The 15,325-nt window shown below is 67.9% G+C and carries 12 protein-coding genes; 7 read left to right on the top strand and 5 right to left on the bottom strand.

The window, feature by feature from the left end:
* The first annotated feature begins 1 nt into the window (after position 1).
* The 6 genes from SLQ30_RS17590 to SLQ30_RS17565 are packed head-to-tail and all read left to right on the top strand — an operon-like array spanning position 2 to position 7,033.
* A complete protein-coding gene (locus SLQ30_RS17590; RefSeq protein ID WP_319447040.1) occupies positions 2 to 1,390 on the top strand; it encodes an aspartate aminotransferase family protein in 1,389 nt (462 codons plus the stop codon).
* Between the two features lie 2 nt (positions 1,391 to 1,392).
* Positions 1,393 to 2,832: an FGGY-family carbohydrate kinase gene (locus tag SLQ30_RS17585; protein ID WP_319447041.1), complete on the top strand. Its 1,440-nt coding sequence runs from the start codon at positions 1,393 to 1,395 to the stop codon at positions 2,830 to 2,832.
* Complete coding sequence (locus SLQ30_RS17580) at positions 2,829 to 3,590, top strand: glucosamine-6-phosphate deaminase (RefSeq protein ID WP_319447042.1); 762 nt, start codon at positions 2,829 to 2,831, stop codon at positions 3,588 to 3,590. The genes SLQ30_RS17585 and SLQ30_RS17580 overlap by 4 nt, the downstream gene beginning before the upstream one ends.
* Positions 3,587 to 4,846 carry a diaminopimelate decarboxylase gene (lysA, locus tag SLQ30_RS17575; RefSeq protein ID WP_319447043.1) on the top strand — a complete coding sequence of 420 codons (1,260 nt, stop codon included), beginning with the start codon at positions 3,587 to 3,589 and terminating at the stop codon, positions 4,844 to 4,846. The genes SLQ30_RS17580 and lysA overlap by 4 nt, the downstream gene beginning before the upstream one ends.
* Before the next feature lie 50 nt (positions 4,847 to 4,896).
* A complete protein-coding gene (locus SLQ30_RS17570) occupies positions 4,897 to 6,276 on the top strand; it encodes an MFS transporter (protein ID WP_319447044.1) in 1,380 nt (459 codons plus the stop codon).
* Positions 6,269 to 7,033, top strand: a complete 765-nt coding sequence (locus tag SLQ30_RS17565; RefSeq protein WP_319447045.1) for a helix-turn-helix transcriptional regulator — start codon at positions 6,269 to 6,271, stop codon at positions 7,031 to 7,033. The genes SLQ30_RS17570 and SLQ30_RS17565 overlap by 8 nt, the downstream gene beginning before the upstream one ends.
* Here the strand turns inward: SLQ30_RS17565 and SLQ30_RS17560 are convergent.
* Both SLQ30_RS17560 and SLQ30_RS17555 read right to left on the bottom strand, forming a co-directional pair.
* Complete coding sequence (locus tag SLQ30_RS17560; RefSeq protein WP_319447046.1) at positions 7,030 to 10,179, bottom strand: ATP-binding protein; 3,150 nt, start codon at positions 10,177 to 10,179, stop codon at positions 7,030 to 7,032. The two genes, SLQ30_RS17565 and SLQ30_RS17560, sit on opposite strands and share 4 nt — an antisense overlap.
* Before the next feature lie 51 nt (positions 10,180 to 10,230).
* The gene (locus tag SLQ30_RS17555) at positions 10,231 to 10,968 is read right to left on the bottom strand and encodes an acyltransferase (RefSeq protein WP_319447047.1); all 738 of its coding nucleotides are present in this window, start codon (positions 10,966 to 10,968) and stop codon (positions 10,231 to 10,233) included.
* 121 nt (positions 10,969 to 11,089) lie between these two features.
* On the opposite strand from SLQ30_RS17555, the gene SLQ30_RS17550 reads away from it, so the two are divergent.
* Complete coding sequence (locus SLQ30_RS17550; RefSeq protein WP_319447048.1) at positions 11,090 to 12,403, top strand: PQQ-binding-like beta-propeller repeat protein; 1,314 nt, start codon at positions 11,090 to 11,092, stop codon at positions 12,401 to 12,403.
* 4 nt (positions 12,404 to 12,407) lie between these two features.
* On the opposite strand, the gene SLQ30_RS17545 is transcribed toward SLQ30_RS17550, so the two are convergent.
* From SLQ30_RS17545 to SLQ30_RS17535, 3 genes are read right to left on the bottom strand one after another with little or no spacing between them, the layout of a single operon-like run.
* Positions 12,408 to 13,112, bottom strand: coding sequence for an esterase (locus SLQ30_RS17545; protein ID WP_319447049.1), 705 nt, complete (start codon positions 13,110 to 13,112; stop codon positions 12,408 to 12,410).
* A 54-nt stretch (positions 13,113 to 13,166) separates the two neighbouring features.
* Positions 13,167 to 14,282: a THUMP-like domain-containing protein gene (locus SLQ30_RS17540; protein ID WP_413468074.1), complete on the bottom strand. Its 1,116-nt coding sequence runs from the start codon at positions 14,280 to 14,282 to the stop codon at positions 13,167 to 13,169.
* 44 nt (positions 14,283 to 14,326) lie between these two features.
* Positions 14,327 to 15,322 carry a class I SAM-dependent methyltransferase gene (locus tag SLQ30_RS17535; protein WP_319447051.1) on the bottom strand — a complete coding sequence of 332 codons (996 nt, stop codon included), beginning with the start codon at positions 15,320 to 15,322 and terminating at the stop codon, positions 14,327 to 14,329.
* Between the last annotated feature and the right edge of the window lie 3 nt (positions 15,323 to 15,325).

Raw genomic sequence — 15,325 nt, 5'->3', positions numbered from 1 at the left:
CATGAGCACCGTCGAAACGAAAGAGAGTCCGATGTCGTTCGCCGAGGCCTACGCGGCAAGGACGCCGCGTACCCAAGCGCTCTTCGAGCGCGCCAAGCGCACCGTGCCGGGCGGCGCCGGGTCGACGGCCCGGCTGCCCCGAAACGGATGGCGGCCCTACCCGATCTTCATGGCCGAAGGCACCGGGTCGCGGCTGACCGACGCCGACGGCAACACCTACATCGACTATCTGCTTGGGTTGGGACCGATGATTCTTGGCCATCGCCATCCGGTGGTGACCGAAGCTGTCGCGCAAGCGATCTCAGATTCGGGTACCTGCTTCGGGTTGCCCTACGAACTCGAGATCGAAGCCGCCGAGAAGGTCGTCGCCGCGGTACCCGGCATCGAGCAGGTACGGTTCACCAACTCAGGGTCGGAGGCAGTCGGCACGGCGGTGCGGCTGGCGCGCGCCACCACCGGACGTCGGCTCATCGTCCGGTTCGAGGGGCACTACCACGGCTGGCAGGACACCGTGTACTGGTCCAATCACGTCGACCCCGTGCTCGCCGGGCCGGCCGACCATCCCCGTCCGGTGGCGATGGGTCCGGGCGTACCCAGCGAGCTCGAGGACACGCTCGTAGTGCTGACCTGGAATGACCCGGAGAGCTTCATCGCGCTGATGGCGGAACGCGGCGACGAGGTGGCGGCCGTGCTGACCGAGCCCGCGGTGTTCAACACCGGGTGCATCCTGCCCGCGCCCGGCTATCTTGAATTGCTGCGCACCGAGACCCGAAAGTACGGGGCGCTGCTGATCTTCGACGAGGTGATCACCGGTTTCCGATTCGCGCGCGGCGGCGCTCAGGAGTGGTTCGGGGTGCTGCCTGACATCACCACTCTGGCCAAGGGACTCGGTGGGGGCTTCCCGGTGGCTGCGATCGGCGGCACCATGGAGGCGATGCACCTCGTCGCCGAGGGCGTGTATTCGCACTCAGGTACCTACAACGCCAACGTCGTACAGTGCGCTGCGGTCTCGGCGACCATGGACGTCATCGCCGAGCCCGGACTCTACGAACGTCAACGCGCACTGGGCTTTCGGCTCGCCGAGGGCTTGTCCGCGATGGCCACCGAGCGCGGCCTTGACGCCTACGTCGAGGGGTTGGGCACTGTCTTCCAGTTGTGGTTCGCCGACGGCCCGATCCACAACTGGCGCGATGCGGTGGCCCACGCCGATGAGGACCTGTTCACCCGCTGGTACCAGGAGATGGTGATCCGAGGGGTGTTGTTCCACCCGTTGCAGTTCGAGAACCTGTTCGTCTCGCTGGTGCACCAGGATCGCGACATCGACGAGACGCTCACCGCTGCCGCCGATGCACTGACCGTGGTGGCCCGCAGCCGAAAGCCCGTGCGCTAACCATGACCGTCCATCCGCCCGCCTTCCTCGGCGTCGACCTCGGTACGTCGGCGCTGAAGGTGGTTGCGGTGGGCGGCGACGGAGCGCTGCGAGGCGCCGCGCGCCGTGAATATTCGACCTCCCGCCCTGAACCCGCAGCAGCAGAACAGGATCCCCGCGACTGGTGGTCAGCCCTGGACTGCGCGCTGAACGACCTCGCCTACGACGTGCCCCCCGCGTCGTGGGCGGGGCTCGGGTTGTCGGCCATGCTGCCGACCCTCGTCGAACTCGACGATGACGACGTGCCGCTGTCCCCCGCGATCACGTGGGAGGACGGCAGGGCCGAACCCGAGGCCCAGGACTTCCTCGACGCCGTGGGAGCCGACGGGGTCTACCGCATCACCGGGCAGCGGGTCGACGGCCGCTACCTGGCCCCGATGCACGCCCGACTGCGCCGGCTCGACCGGCACGGTGCCAGGGTGGCCGGCGCCAAGGATGTGCTCTTCTGGCACCTGACCGGGGAGTTGCTGACCGACCCGAGCACCGCGGCGGGTAGCGGTGTCTACGACCTCGCAGCCGCGCGCTGGAATGACGAATTGGTCGCCGCAGCAGGCATGTTCAGGCTGCCGGATGTCGAGCCGGCGGCGACCGCGCGTCCGCTGCGCGCGGCGCTGTGCCAGCGATGGGGCGCCCCCGTCGGAATGCCAGTGGTACTCGGCGCGGCCGACTCGGTACTCGGGGCCACCGGAGTCGGCGCTACTCGACACGGCGACGTCGCCGTCATCGCAGGAACCAGCGCGATCGTGCTCGGCGTGTGCGACAGCGCGGTGCTCGACGGCGACCGGCGCTATCTGGTCACACCGCTCACCGGTACCAGCTGGGGGCTCGAAATGGACCTGCTGGCAGTGGGTTCGGCGTTCGACGGCATCGCGAGCCTGCTCGGGCTCGCCGGTCCGGCGGCCCTGCTTGCGGCTGCGGAGCAGGTACCCCCGGACGAAGCCCCCGTGTTCCTGCCCTACGTGTCCCCCGGCGAGCAGGGCGCGCTGTGGGACCCCGACCTGACCGGCACCCTGCACGGGCTGCAGCTCGGGATGAGCGCAGGGCACGTCGGCCGCGCGCTGCTCACCGGTGTAGTGGTCGAATTGCGCCGCTGCACGGATGTTTTGGCAGAGGCCACCGGGCGGCGCGGGCCGATCCTGCTTGGCGGCGGCGCGGCGGCAAGCCCACTGATGTGGCAGGACCTCGCCGACGCGACCGGACGTGAGGTACTGGTCGACCCGTCGACACACGACCACTCGGCCCTTGGCGCCGCACTGTTCGCCGCTTCAAGCCTCGGGGCACCGATACCGCGCACCGCGGTGACGCACCGCGTCGCCCCGCGCCAGCACGGGTCCGGATGGTGGGCTGACGCCGCCGATCGCCACGACGCGTTGCGCACCACGTTGCGAGCGGATCGGGAATGACGGCGCTGGGTGCACTCAAGTTGCTGGTGGTCGATGACCGCGACGTCGGATCGACCGCGGCGGACGCCGTACTGGCCGGGCTGCCGGCTACCCGGTCAAGGATCGGCGTCGCCACCGGCGCGACGCCGCTGCCGCTCTACTGGGAGCTCGCGCGGCGCGCCGCCGCAGGCACCATCGACCTGAGCTCGGCGACGCTCGTTGCGCTCGACGAATACGTCGGGCTGGGCCAAGGGAATCCACGCAGCTATGCCGCGTACGTGCACGATGTGATCGCCGGGCCCTTGCGCATCGACGCCACCCGCGTCCTGGTGCCCGACGGCCTGGCGCCGGACCCAGATCGCGCGGCGGATGCATTCGAGCGGGCGATCGCGGCGCTGGGTGGGGTGGACGTCCAGATCGCGGGCCTCGGAGCGAACGGGCATCTGGCGTTCAACGAGCCAGGATCGGCCCTCGATTCGACGACGCGCACGGTCGAACTGTCGGCAGAGACCCGGCACGACAACGCCCGCTTCTTCGCCGACCGGTTTTCCGACGTACCCACCAGGGCCATCACGCAGGGACTGGGGACAATCAGCCGTGCTCGCTCCATCGTCTTGGCAGTCCGGGGCGCCAACAAGGCACGGGCGCTGCGGGCCACCCTCGCCGGGCCGGTCACCTCGGCCGTACCGGCGTCCATACTGCAAGAGCATCCTGCAGTAACCGTGATCGCCGACCGCACCGCGGCGGTCCTGCTGCCATCACCAGAGGAGGACCGGTGAACGCCAACGAGATACTCGATCTGTTCCCGCCAGGCACCCACACCGACGGTGACGGCACTCTCGTGGTCGGCGGGTGTCGCCTCGACGAGCTCGCAACGGAGTTCGGCACGCCGGTCATGGTGGTCGACGAGGGTGCGTTACGGGCGCGGGCCCGCGAGTACTTGCACGAGTTCCGCAGCCGCCGACCACGCACCGACGTGGCGTTCGCGTCGAAGTCCTTCCCCTGCACTGCTATTCAGCGTGTGATGGTGGAAGAGGGCTTGCACCTCGATGTCGCGGGCGGCGGTGAGATCCTCACCGCACTTGCCGCAGGGGCCGATGCCAGCCGGCTGGTGCTGCACGGCAACGCCAAGACCGACGAGGAACTCGAGCTCGCCGTGCAAAGGGGGGTCGGGCTGGTCGTCGTCGACAACTTCGACGACATCGACCGGTTGGAACGCATCGTGCCTCCCGGGTACGTCCAGCCGTGCCTGGTCCGGGTGATCCCCGGCGTCGTCGCAGCCACCCACGCGGCCGTGGCCACCGGCCACGCGGGCTCCAAGTTCGGGCTCATGCCCGATGACGCGAGAAGGGCGATCGCCCGCATCGAGCGAAGTGGTGTGCTGCGCTGCGACGGCTTGCACACCCACGTGGGCTCGCAGTTGCTCAACGTCGAACAGCTGGCGGAGGCCGTCGCGCCGCTGGCCGCCCTCGGCGACTTCGACACCTACGACCTCGGCGGCGGGCTCGGGGTGCGCTACACCTACGACGAACATCCGCCCACGCTCGCCGAATACGCCGAAGCCATGGTCGGGGCGGCCGACGCGCTACTACCTGCGGGCAGCCGCATCATCGTCGAGCCCGGCCGCAGCATGGTGGCGACCTCCGGATGCACCGTGTACCGGGTGACGACCGTGAAGCACGGCGAACTCACTCATGTCGCGGTCGACGGCGGCATGGGCGACAACCTGGAGGTAGCGCTGTACGGACAGCGTTTCGAGGCCACCGTCGTCGACCGCGTCGGTGGCGGGGCATCGGTCAGCCTGGTCGGGCGGCACTGCGAATCCGGTGATCAACTGATCGACGGTGTGGCGCTTCAGGATCCGGTGGTCGGCGACCTGGTGGCGCTGCCGGTGACCGGGGCGTACTGCTACACCATGTCGAACCAGTACAACGGCGCCCGACGGATCCCGGTGGTGTTCGTGAGCGACGGAGCCGCACGACTGGTGGTCCGTCGTGACACCTGGGACGACCTGCTGGCCCGCGACGTGACCTGACGACCGACGGTTCGACCGGCATCGAATCATTCCGCACTTAGCGTGCGGTCATGGCTTCCAACCGATCCCAGGTACCCGTGTTCATCGCCGCCTACCTGGGGCTGTTCGTCGGACTGATCGACAGCAACGCCGTCAACCTTGCCCTGCCCGCGATCCAGCACGACCTCGGCGGCGGCGTCTCCGGTGCCCAGTGGACCGCTGACGCCTACAACGTGACGTTCGCCGCCGCCCTGTTGACGGCCGGCTCGCTCGGCGACCGCTTCGGCCGCAGGCGTGTACTGCGAGCCGGCTTGTGCGCCTTCTTCATCGCGTCGCTGGCGTGCGCGCTGGCCCCCAGCCTGGGCGCACTGCTCGCAGCCCGCGCCGCGCAGGGGGTGGGCGCCGCACTGATGTTGCCGCAGGGGTTGGCCATCGCAGCGGCCGCGTTCCCAGATGCGGCCGGACGAGCCAGGGCGACCGCGGCGTGGGCGGTGGCGGCGGCCTCCAGTGCGGCGTTGGGTCCGATCGTCGGTGGGGTGCTGACCGATACCCTCGGCTGGCGTTACATCTTCTGGCTCAACGCGCCGGTCGTCCTCGCCGCACTCGCGATGTCGTTCCGGTATCTGCCCGAGTCACGTGATCCCGCCGCGGGCAAGCTCGATCCCATCGGACAGACGCTGATCATGCTCACGCTCGGCACCCTCACGCTGTTGCTCGTCGAGGGCCGCACGTTGGGCGTGAGTTGGACCTCGGCGATGGTCGTCGTCCTCGCGGCAGGCGGCGCAACGCTGGTCTGGTCCCAGCGGCGGGCCGCCCACCCCATGCTCCCGCCGCAATTCCTGGGCAACCGACGCCTGGTGATCGCCCTGGTCGCGACTTTCGCGATGACATTCGGTACCTACGGCATGTTGCTGGTCAACAGTCTCGCGTTCCAGCAGCAGCGGGGCGTCAGCGCGTTGGCCACCGCGGTGGCGTTCCTCCCGATGCCACTGACGTATCTGGCACTCATCCCGGTGGCCAACGTGCTGGCCCGCCGGTCGGGCCCACGGCTTCCGATGACGGCCGGCCTGGCCCTGATGGGTGCGGGGATGTTGCTCTACGCGCTCGTCGGTCCTGGCGCCGAGCTGTGGCTGCTGGAGTCGGCGTTCGTGCTGGCGGGCGCTGGACTAGCGCTGAACACCGGCCCTGCGGTCGGGATGGCGATGGGTTCGGTGTCGGTTTCCCGCGCGGGCCTGACGTCGGGCATCGTGAACCTCGCGCGGTTGGTCGGCATCACCGTTGGCGTTGCCGTCATGGGAACCGTGTTGGCACTAGTGGGCGCTCGAGCCGCCGTGCTCACCGGCGGGGTGGCCGAACTGCTCGGTGCTGTCGTGGTGTTCGGGTACACCCGAAGTGGACGGGCGCAGGAAACGGCGCTGAAAGACGTGAAGGAAGAGGTCTGCCATGCGTGAGCTTGCCGAACTACCCGCCACCGGCGACGCCGACATCGCCGCGCTGGCCAGCTTGCTCGCCGACCCCGCGCGGTGCAAGGTGCTGCTGGCGCTTGACGACGGCAGAGCGCTGCCCGCCAGCGTGCTGGCCGACGAGGCCGGGGTCAGTCGGTCGACGGCCAGTAGCCACCTCGGCAAGTTGACCGAGGCGGGGTTCCTCACCGTGCAGACCCACGGACGTCATCGTTACTACCGGCTGGCTGGTCCCGAAATCGGCGACCTGCTTGAGCGGCTCGGCCGACTGGCTCCGCCGCGGCAGGTGACGTCGCTACGGGACGGCACTCGGGCAGCCCGATTGCGTTCGGCCCGTACCTGTTACGACCATCTTGCGGGCCGGCTCGGCGTGGCGGTCATGGGCGCGCTGCTGGAACATGACGTGCTCGTCGGCGGCGACGGACGCTACGATCCGCGGCTGCACCGACACGACTCCCCGAGCAATCCGGGTCACGACGTCGACTACGAACTCACCACTGCGGGGCGCACCTTCTTGAGCGACGTCGGCATCGAATTGCCAAGTGGGCCAAGACCGGTGCTGCGCTACTGCATCGACTGGACCGAGCAGCGCCACCACCTGGCGGGCGGGCTCGGCGCGGCCGTGCTGGATCGCTTCGTCTCGGCGCATTGGATCAAGCGGTCGCCGCGGGGTCGCGCGGTGACGGTCACCGACGGCGGCCGGACCGCACTGGCCAACTGCTTTGGCATCGACTGGCCGGACTAGTCCATCGCCTCCGCGATCGCGATGTGCCCCTCGAAGCCAAGCTCATTCGCCATGTCGCGGTAGCGCTCCCGATAGTCGAGGTAGGCCGGCTCGTCGCCGTGGGCTAAGGCCAGCAGTGCGCGAAGCCGCAGCAACGGCAAATCGTGGAGCACGAAACCCGGGTCGGTCGGAACGGCGGCCAGGCGTTCGATCGCGGACTTGGCCTCCACCAGATCGGCGACACCACAACGGCTGACAAGGAACTCGACCAGCGCCGTCACGGCCGACCCGCGTGTCATCATGTCGCCGGATTCGTACACGAACTCGACGGCCACCCGCGCGGTATCGATGGCACCATCGAGGTCCCCCGACCGTGCCTTTTCCTTCGCGTTCTCGATGTCCACCCAGCGCACCGCGTTGGTCGCGTAACCGTGGAGCAAGCACGCATCCCGATACTGGTTCATGAGCCTCAACCCCGCGGAGCGGTGGGCAGCGCCCGAGTTGACGAGCACCACTCCACGGACCAACCGAGCCGAGTCGAGCGAGAAGTCATCACTACCACGCTCCGCGGCCTCGAGCGCCTCCTCCGTATCGGCCAGCGCCGTCGCGTCGGGCCGGAAGGCGCCGTAGACCACGGCGGCCACGTATTTCATCAAGATCCCCCCGACGTGCGAGGTCAGGTCCATGGATTTGGCGATGGTCGCCCCGCGATCGAGGTCGTCACGCCACCCGGGCATGCCCAAGGCCAGCCGGCTGACACCACTCAAGGCGTAGGCGATCGCCAGCGGTGCGCCGACGATCATGCTGTCCGCCAACGCGTCTCCGTCAGCCAGTTCGATCGCACACTGAGCCATCCTCAAGCCCTCGATCGTGTGACCCGCTTGCACCATGGCGTTGGCCGGGGCGACAAACAGCGAGAGTGGCAGCGGCTCGTCCCCCATCGATTCCAGCAGTGTGCTGCAGTCAGCTGCGACACGCGCGGCATCACGGAAGCGATTGTGAAAGATCAACGCGGTCAGCATTCCCGCCATGCCGAAGGCAAGTGAGATTCTGTCGTCGGCGGATGTGCACAGCTCCTGCAACTCCTCGAACCCGATTTCCTCGATGCTGCCGCTAAATCTGAATCCGCTGGCCGCGAGCAGGGTGCGCGGGCCGATCCGCATTTCAAGCTCGGCTTTGGTCTCGCCGGCTAGCCGATCGGCGACGTCTTTGGCCCGCAGCCAACTCGTCCGAGCCGCCCGAACGTCTCGGTACTGCGCCCAGGTACCCGCTCTCATGTGCCACTGGTACGCGTCACGAAGGTCGCCCGCCGCTTCGAGGTGTTGCGCGATGAGGGCGGCGTCTGCGTCGGTACCCCGACCCTCGATAGCGGCCGTAAGTACCCGATGTAGTTGCGCGCGATCGGCTTTCAGTTGTGATTCGTATGCCACGGCGCGAATCATCGGGTGCCGAAACGCGTACCGGGCGGGCCCTGTGAAGGTGACCTGGTCGATGAGCTCGGCGGTGACGAGCTCCTGCAGATCGATCGCCGCGACGAGTTGGGTGAGCGTCTCGGCGTCGAATTGCGAACCGATGACCGCCGCTGCGTTCAGTGTGCGCTTGCCGGGCGTGCTCAATCGGTCGATGCGGGCGGCAATGGTGGCCTGCAGCGTTGCGGGCACGCGTACGTCGCCCGAGTCGATCCCAAAGACGAAGGAGCCGGGACGACCTTCGACGACACCACGCTCGGCCAGGTCACGAATGAGCTCCTCGACGAAGAACGGATTCCCTGCGGCCCGGTCGGCAATGGTTTCGACCAGTCCCGCCACTGAAGCGTCTGCTCCCAGCAACTCGGCTGCCAATGCGGTGGATTCCGAATCATCCAGTGGTGCAAGGGCTATTCGATGCGAGCCCGACACGTGGCCAAGCGGGCCACCGTACTCGGGTCGATACGTCACGAGCATGAGCGAGCGTGTCTGCGGCACCACTGAGGCAAGGTCGGCCAACATCGCCTCGCTGGCCTGGTCGATCCAGTGCACGTCCTCGATCGCGTAGACGACCGGTGAAGTCCGCGCGGCCGCGGCGGTTTTGAGAAGCACCGTGAGCCGTCGCCTGCGGGCGTCGGCATCGATGGCGGGCAACTGCGTGTCGCCGTCGCGGATACCGATCAGATCGTCGAGCAGAACGAGGTCATCGGGGTCGGCTTCTGGCATTCGGGCTCGCACGGTCGCCCGAGTCCCGCCCGGATCGCCAGCCGCCCCGAAGATGTTGCGCAGCAGGCGCGCAACCACGTAGAACGGCAATTCGCTTGTGTGAGACTCACATGCTGCCTGGAAGACCTCGACGCCCTTGCTCGCGGCCATCGAACTCACTTCCCAGGCCATGCGACTCTTGCCGATTCCCGGCGGGCCGACCAGACCAACGACGCGGCCCTTGGCGTGCATCGACTGGTCCAGGATGCCGGCGATCGTGGACATCTCCCAATGGCGACCGATCAGTGTCGACAGCTGCCGCACGGCGCTTCCGGACTCCGCACCCACAGCCATGAGCCGTCGAGCGATCACCGGAGTCGTCGCGCCCTTGATGCTCACGTGTTGGGGATCGCCCAGCGTGACCGCTCGCTCGACCAGGTTGACGGTGGACTCACTCAACATCACCCCACCTGGAGGCGCAACGGACTCCATGCGCTGCGCCAGTCCCACCTGTTCACCCACGGTCGTGTAAGTCGCCGCACCCGAACCTATTTCGCCCGCTATCACCTCCCCGGAATTCAAGCCCACCCGAAGCTGCAGTCCGACTCCATCGTGAAGCTTCACGTCGGTGCCGATCCGGTCGGCCGCCTGCTGGAGTTCAAGCGCGGCCAGGCAGGCGCGAATCGCATGATCCTCCAAGGCAATCGGCGCCCCGAATACCGCCATCACTCCGTCGCCGGTGAACTTGTCCACGGTGCCGCCGTAGCGCTGCACCACCGCAGAAGACCGTTTGAACAACTCGGCCATGATCTCGCGCAGGCGCTCCGCACCGACCGCCGCAGCGAGGTCCATCGAATGCACGACGTCTGCGAACAGCACCGTCACCTGCTTGTATTCGGCCTGACCACCTTCTGGTGCCAGCCGCGCACCGCAGCCGTCGCAGAACCGGGCGCTCGGGCGCACGTCGCCGCCGCAATCACCGCATGTGTCCCCCACGTCAATATCGTGGCACTCGCGGCGGCGCCGCGGTCGAACTTGGACAGGCTGCTAGCGCGCGGCCTTCTTGCGTTCGATATCAGCCAGCGCAGCGGCATGTGCGGCCCTTTCGGCCGCAGTCGTGTCCCATGCCAGCTTGCGGTTCTTGACCACCTTGGCAGGTGCACCGACGGCGATCGAGTAGTCCGGAATCTCACCCTTGACCACGGCGTGCGAGCCGAGCACGCAGCCCCGCCCGATCGTCGTCCCGCGCAGGATCGACACCTTGGTGGCCACCCAGGTGTCCGGTCCGATGCGCACCGGGCCCTTGATGATGCCCTGGTCCTTGATCGGCAGTTCGATGCTGTCCATCCGGTGGTCGAAGTCGCACACGTAGCACCAGTCCGCCATCAGCACCGAATCCCCCAACTCGATGTCGAGGTAGGTGTTGATGACGTTGTCCCGACCGAGCACAACCTTGTCGCCGAAGCGCAGTGAACCCTCGTGGCAGCGGATCGTGTTCTTGTCGCCGATGTGGACCCACCGACCGATCTCCATTGTGGAGAGCTCCGGCGTCGCCTGGATCTCCACGCCCTTGCCAAGGAACACCATGCCGCGGGTGATGATGTGCGGGTTGGCCAGCTTGAACTTCAGCAGCCGCCAGTATCTGACCAGGTACCAGGGCGTGTAGGCCTTGTTCGCGATGACCCACTTCAGCGACGCGAGCGTGAGGAAACGGGCCTGACGTGGGTCGCGCAGCCGCGATCCGCGCCAGCGAACGTGGATGGGTGCCCCCCACATCGTCGTCATGGCGGGACAGCCTACGCGAGCCGTCGCATGACATTCCCCGGTCGCTTCGCTCCTGCCCTCCGTGACATTCCCCGGTCGCTTCGCTCCTGCCCTCCGTGACTACCACTACGCTCGAACCTCGATGCCTGCTCGACGAAACACCGCGCGCCGGATGGCGGCCGCCGCAGCCGCAGCACTCCTGCTGAGCTCGTGCGGCAACACCGACTCCTGGGTGGACGCCCATCCCGCGGGTGGCTGGCCCGCCCAGTACGGCGACGCCGCCAACAGCAGCTACGCCGATGTTGCTGGCGCCAACGCGTTACGGCTGGACTGGACGCGGTCCGTCAAGGGCAGCCTCGCCGCGCAGGTCGCGCTCGGCTCGACCGGCGCAACGAACTACCTGGCCGCGAACGCCCAGACGGCGGGTGGCTGCTCGCTGATGGTGTGGGAGGCCGACAACCAGGGCAGGCAACGCTGGTGCACCCGACTCTGGCAGGGCGGCGGGCTGTCCGGTCCCCTATTCGACGGGTTCGACAACCTCTACGTCGGGCAGCCCGGAGCGATGCTCTCGTTTCCGCCGACGCAGTGGATCCGCTGGCGCCAGCCGGTGATCGGCGTCCCGCTGACGCCGCGGATCCTGAATCCCGGTCAGGTGTTGGTGGTGACACACCTGGGCCAGGTACAGGTATTCGACGCGCACCGCGGCGAAGTCGTCGGCACGTCGCTTGATCTCGTCGACGGCCTCGATCCCACCGATTCGCAGCGCGGACTCCCCGACTGCGCCGTCGGCCGAAAGGGATGCCCGGTCGCTGCGGCGCCGGCCTTCTCGCCCGCCACCGACATCGTCGTCGTCACACTGTGGGAGCCCAACGCAGACGCGCCCGAGGTCGTCGGCCTTCGTTATCGGCCTGGCCAGACCCCACTGCTGGCGCGTGCGTGGACCAGCACCGACGTGGGCGGCGGCCCGATGGCCAGCCCGGTGCTCTCGGCCGATGGACGCACCGCGTACGTCACCGGTCGCGACCAGAAGCTCTGGGCGCTGAACACCGACGACGGCAAGGCCAAGTGGTCGGTGCCGTTGAACTACCAGCCCCAAACCCCTCCGTCGGTGTCGCCAGACGGGCTCATCGTCGTGGGCGGTGGACCCGGCGCCAAGCTGGTCGGCATCAAGGATCGCGGGGACAAGGCGGACGTGGTGTGGTCACGCGACGACGTGGCGCCGTTGTCCAGCTCGAGCCGCGCACGCGCGAAAGTGGCGTACACCGTCGTCCGCGATGGCGCCGGAGACCCCGCCGGTCAGGCCGTGCTGGTCTTCGATCCCACCGACGGCCACACCCTGAATCGGTATCCGATGCCCGGCGCCACCGGGTTCCCGGTAGGCGTCTCGGTTGGCCACGATCGCGGTGTCGTAGCGGCCACCAGCGACGGTCAGGTGTACGGGTTCGCGCCTGCCTGAGTGCTCAGTTGATCATCGAGTCGAAGGGCCCACGCGGGACCGACACCTGCACCGCTCCGGCGGCCTCAGGCAGCAGCTCGCCCTGGCTGAAGAAGAAGATGATCGCGTCATTGGTGATGGCGAAGTTCTGGTACTTCGTGGGATCGAGACCGGCGGCGGGCGAGATGTTCACGGGCTGACCGAGCTGTTTCTCGAGCTCGCTCTGCACGACGGGCAGGATCAGCGGGAAGGGCTGGGTACCTTCCCGGAAGAGCGTGTCGATGGTGATCGGCTTGCCCAGCCCTTGATCCCAGTTGAACGACTTGTAGTAGGTCAACGGGTGGGCACCGCCGACCCCCTGATAGGTCTTGAACACGGCCGACTCGGTGCCCCGCCGGGGGACGGTCGAGTTGTACTCCTGAACGGTGGTCTCGAGCTCGTACGGCATGTCGCGCCCGTCGGGCGTCTTGGCGACGTTGAGGAAGCCGTCCCGAGTCTGCTTGACGTAGTCGGTGACGGCGACGAGATCGGGGTAGTCGGTCGGATAGCTGATCGTCATCGTGTACCCGGGGTCGCTGGCCTGGATTTGGCAGGTCTGACCGCCGACCATGACGCCGGAGAGGTCCGAACACTTGGGGGGTGCAGGCGACGCAGCGGCGACACCTGACCAACTGAGCGTAGCGGCTGCCAGCGCGGCCACCGCCGCGAAGACTGGAGTCGGAATGCGCATTTGAACCTCCGGAAGGAGCGGCACCGGCGCCGCCGCCGCAAGGATACCTGTGGGTCAGCGGGACGGTCGGCAAACGTATGCCACCGCCCGGCTCGCGGTACCCGCCCCGATCCTGGTGATGATCAGGGACAGCGATTGCGAACCTCGCGGGCGCAGTCGGGCCCGCAACGCATCTGGGTCAACGTCGACGCCGCGCACGAGGATCTCGAGTACACCCACGTCACGGGCCGAAAGCTCCTGCCGCAGGACGCGTTCCCGGAAGTCGACTTGTGCCAGCACTTCGAAACCCCGGACGCCGGAAGGTAATTCGGCTCCCGACAGGTATGCGATGTCGGGGTCGAGCTGCCAAAGTCCGTGCCGCGCCGCGTATTGGCGAACCAGACCCGATCGCACCACCGCTCCGTCGGGATCGACGATCCATCGACCCGCGGCGGCGACGGCGCAGTCGTCGGGCTCGGCGTCGGTCAGCTGCTCGCCGGAATCCAGCATGGTGGCCCGCCTGGTCACCGACGCATCGGCCAACCCGCCCGACCACAGGCAGGCTTCGCGGACACTGCCTGCCAGCGACGTCAGCTCGATTTCGCCGGTGAATCCGATACGTTCCAATTGATCGAAATCCGCTCCCGGCGCGCACTTTACGACCATGTCCCGGTTTGCGTATACCTCGAACAACCGATCAAGCGCCGGCGCGTACGCGCGCGGGTCGAAGCGTCGACGGCCGCCACTTCGGCGCGCGGGATCGGCGACGATGACGGTGTCGCGGGTGACGGGCGCAAGCGCGTCGGCGCGGCAAAGCTCCACCCCACTGACGTTGTGGCGAGCCATCGCAAGCCGCACCGGGTCGAGATCGCTCCCGATGACCAAACTTGCCGTATCCCGAAGCGCCGCAAGCTCGGCGCCGATCGAACAGGTGACGTCGTGCACTCTCGCGCCGGCCAGTCGACGCGCCCGATGGCGGGCGACCGGGCCCGCGGTGGCCTGTTGCAGCGCCTCGTCGGTGAAGAGCCAGCCATCGGGATCCGCGACCTTGCCCGCCGCCTTGCGCCGCAGCAGCGTGGTCTCCACGAGCACAGCAACTCGATCGCCGAATCGTGTTCGCGCGGAAGCGATGTCGCCGATCCGAGTGGCATCGGTGAACCCGTGGCCGGCCACCTCGGCGAGAGCCGCCAGCCCGGGCTCGCTGCCGAGATAGGCGACGTCGTCGACGCTGAACGCTACGACGGAGTCGTCCCCCGTCGCTCCGCTCGCCCAGGTTTGGTTCCCGTCACCATCACGTTGTAGAACCAACCCTTGGGCACGACCTGCCGCCACACGTTGGCGTCGACCCAACTCAGCGTCGTCCAACTCTTGAACGCGAACCTCGCCCAGCCCCAACCCAATCGGCCGGGCGGCACCGACGCCTCGAACGTCCGGATGGGCCAGCCCAGCATCGCCGCGGTGAACTCCTCGCTGGCGGTCAGCACGTCGACGGCGCCTGCGCTGCGCGCCATCTGCTCCAGGTCTCCGGGTTCGAACGTGTGAAGGTCCACCACCGCCTCCAAAGCCGCGGCGCGCGACGATTCATCGAGCTCCTCCTGCGGGCGCCGCCAACCTTCCAGGCCAGGCAGCTTCGTGACTTTGGTGGCGATGCGCCACGTCAGTGTCGACAGGTTGCGCGCATAGACGTTGCCCTTGGTCGTCGGCTCACCGGCGAACACGAACCGGCCCCCGGGCTTGAGCACGCGCACCACCTCGCGCAGCGACAGCTCGACGTCGGGGATGTGGTGCAGCACCGCATGGCCGACCACCAGGTCGAAGGTGTCGTCCTCGTACGGGATGCCCTCGGCGTCGGCGACGCGGCCGTCGACGTCCAGTCCGAGCCCCTGACCGTTGCGGGTGGCCACCTTGACCATCCCTGGCGACAGGTCGGTCACCGAACCACGCCGAGCCACCCCGGCTTGGATCAGGTTCAGCAGGAAGAATCCCGTGCCGCAGCCGAGCTCGAGCGCGCGATCGTAGGGCAGTTCACGCTGGACGTCGTCGGGCACAATCGCGTCGAAGCGGCCGCGGGCGTAGTCGATGCAGCGCTGGTCGTAGCTGATCGACCATTTGTCGTCGTAGCTCTCCGCTTCCCAGTCGTGGTACAGCACCTGGGCGAGCTTGGAGTCGCTACGGGCGGCCTCCACCTGCTCGACCGTGGCGTGGGGGTTCGGAGCCGGATCCTCACTCATGAA

The organism is Mycobacterium sp. RTGN4 (assembly GCF_033804635.1).
GTDB lineage: Bacteria > Actinomycetota > Actinomycetes > Mycobacteriales > Mycobacteriaceae > Mycobacterium.
Note: the sequence above shows the minus strand (reverse complement) of the source record. Positions and strands in the feature narration are given on the sequence as shown.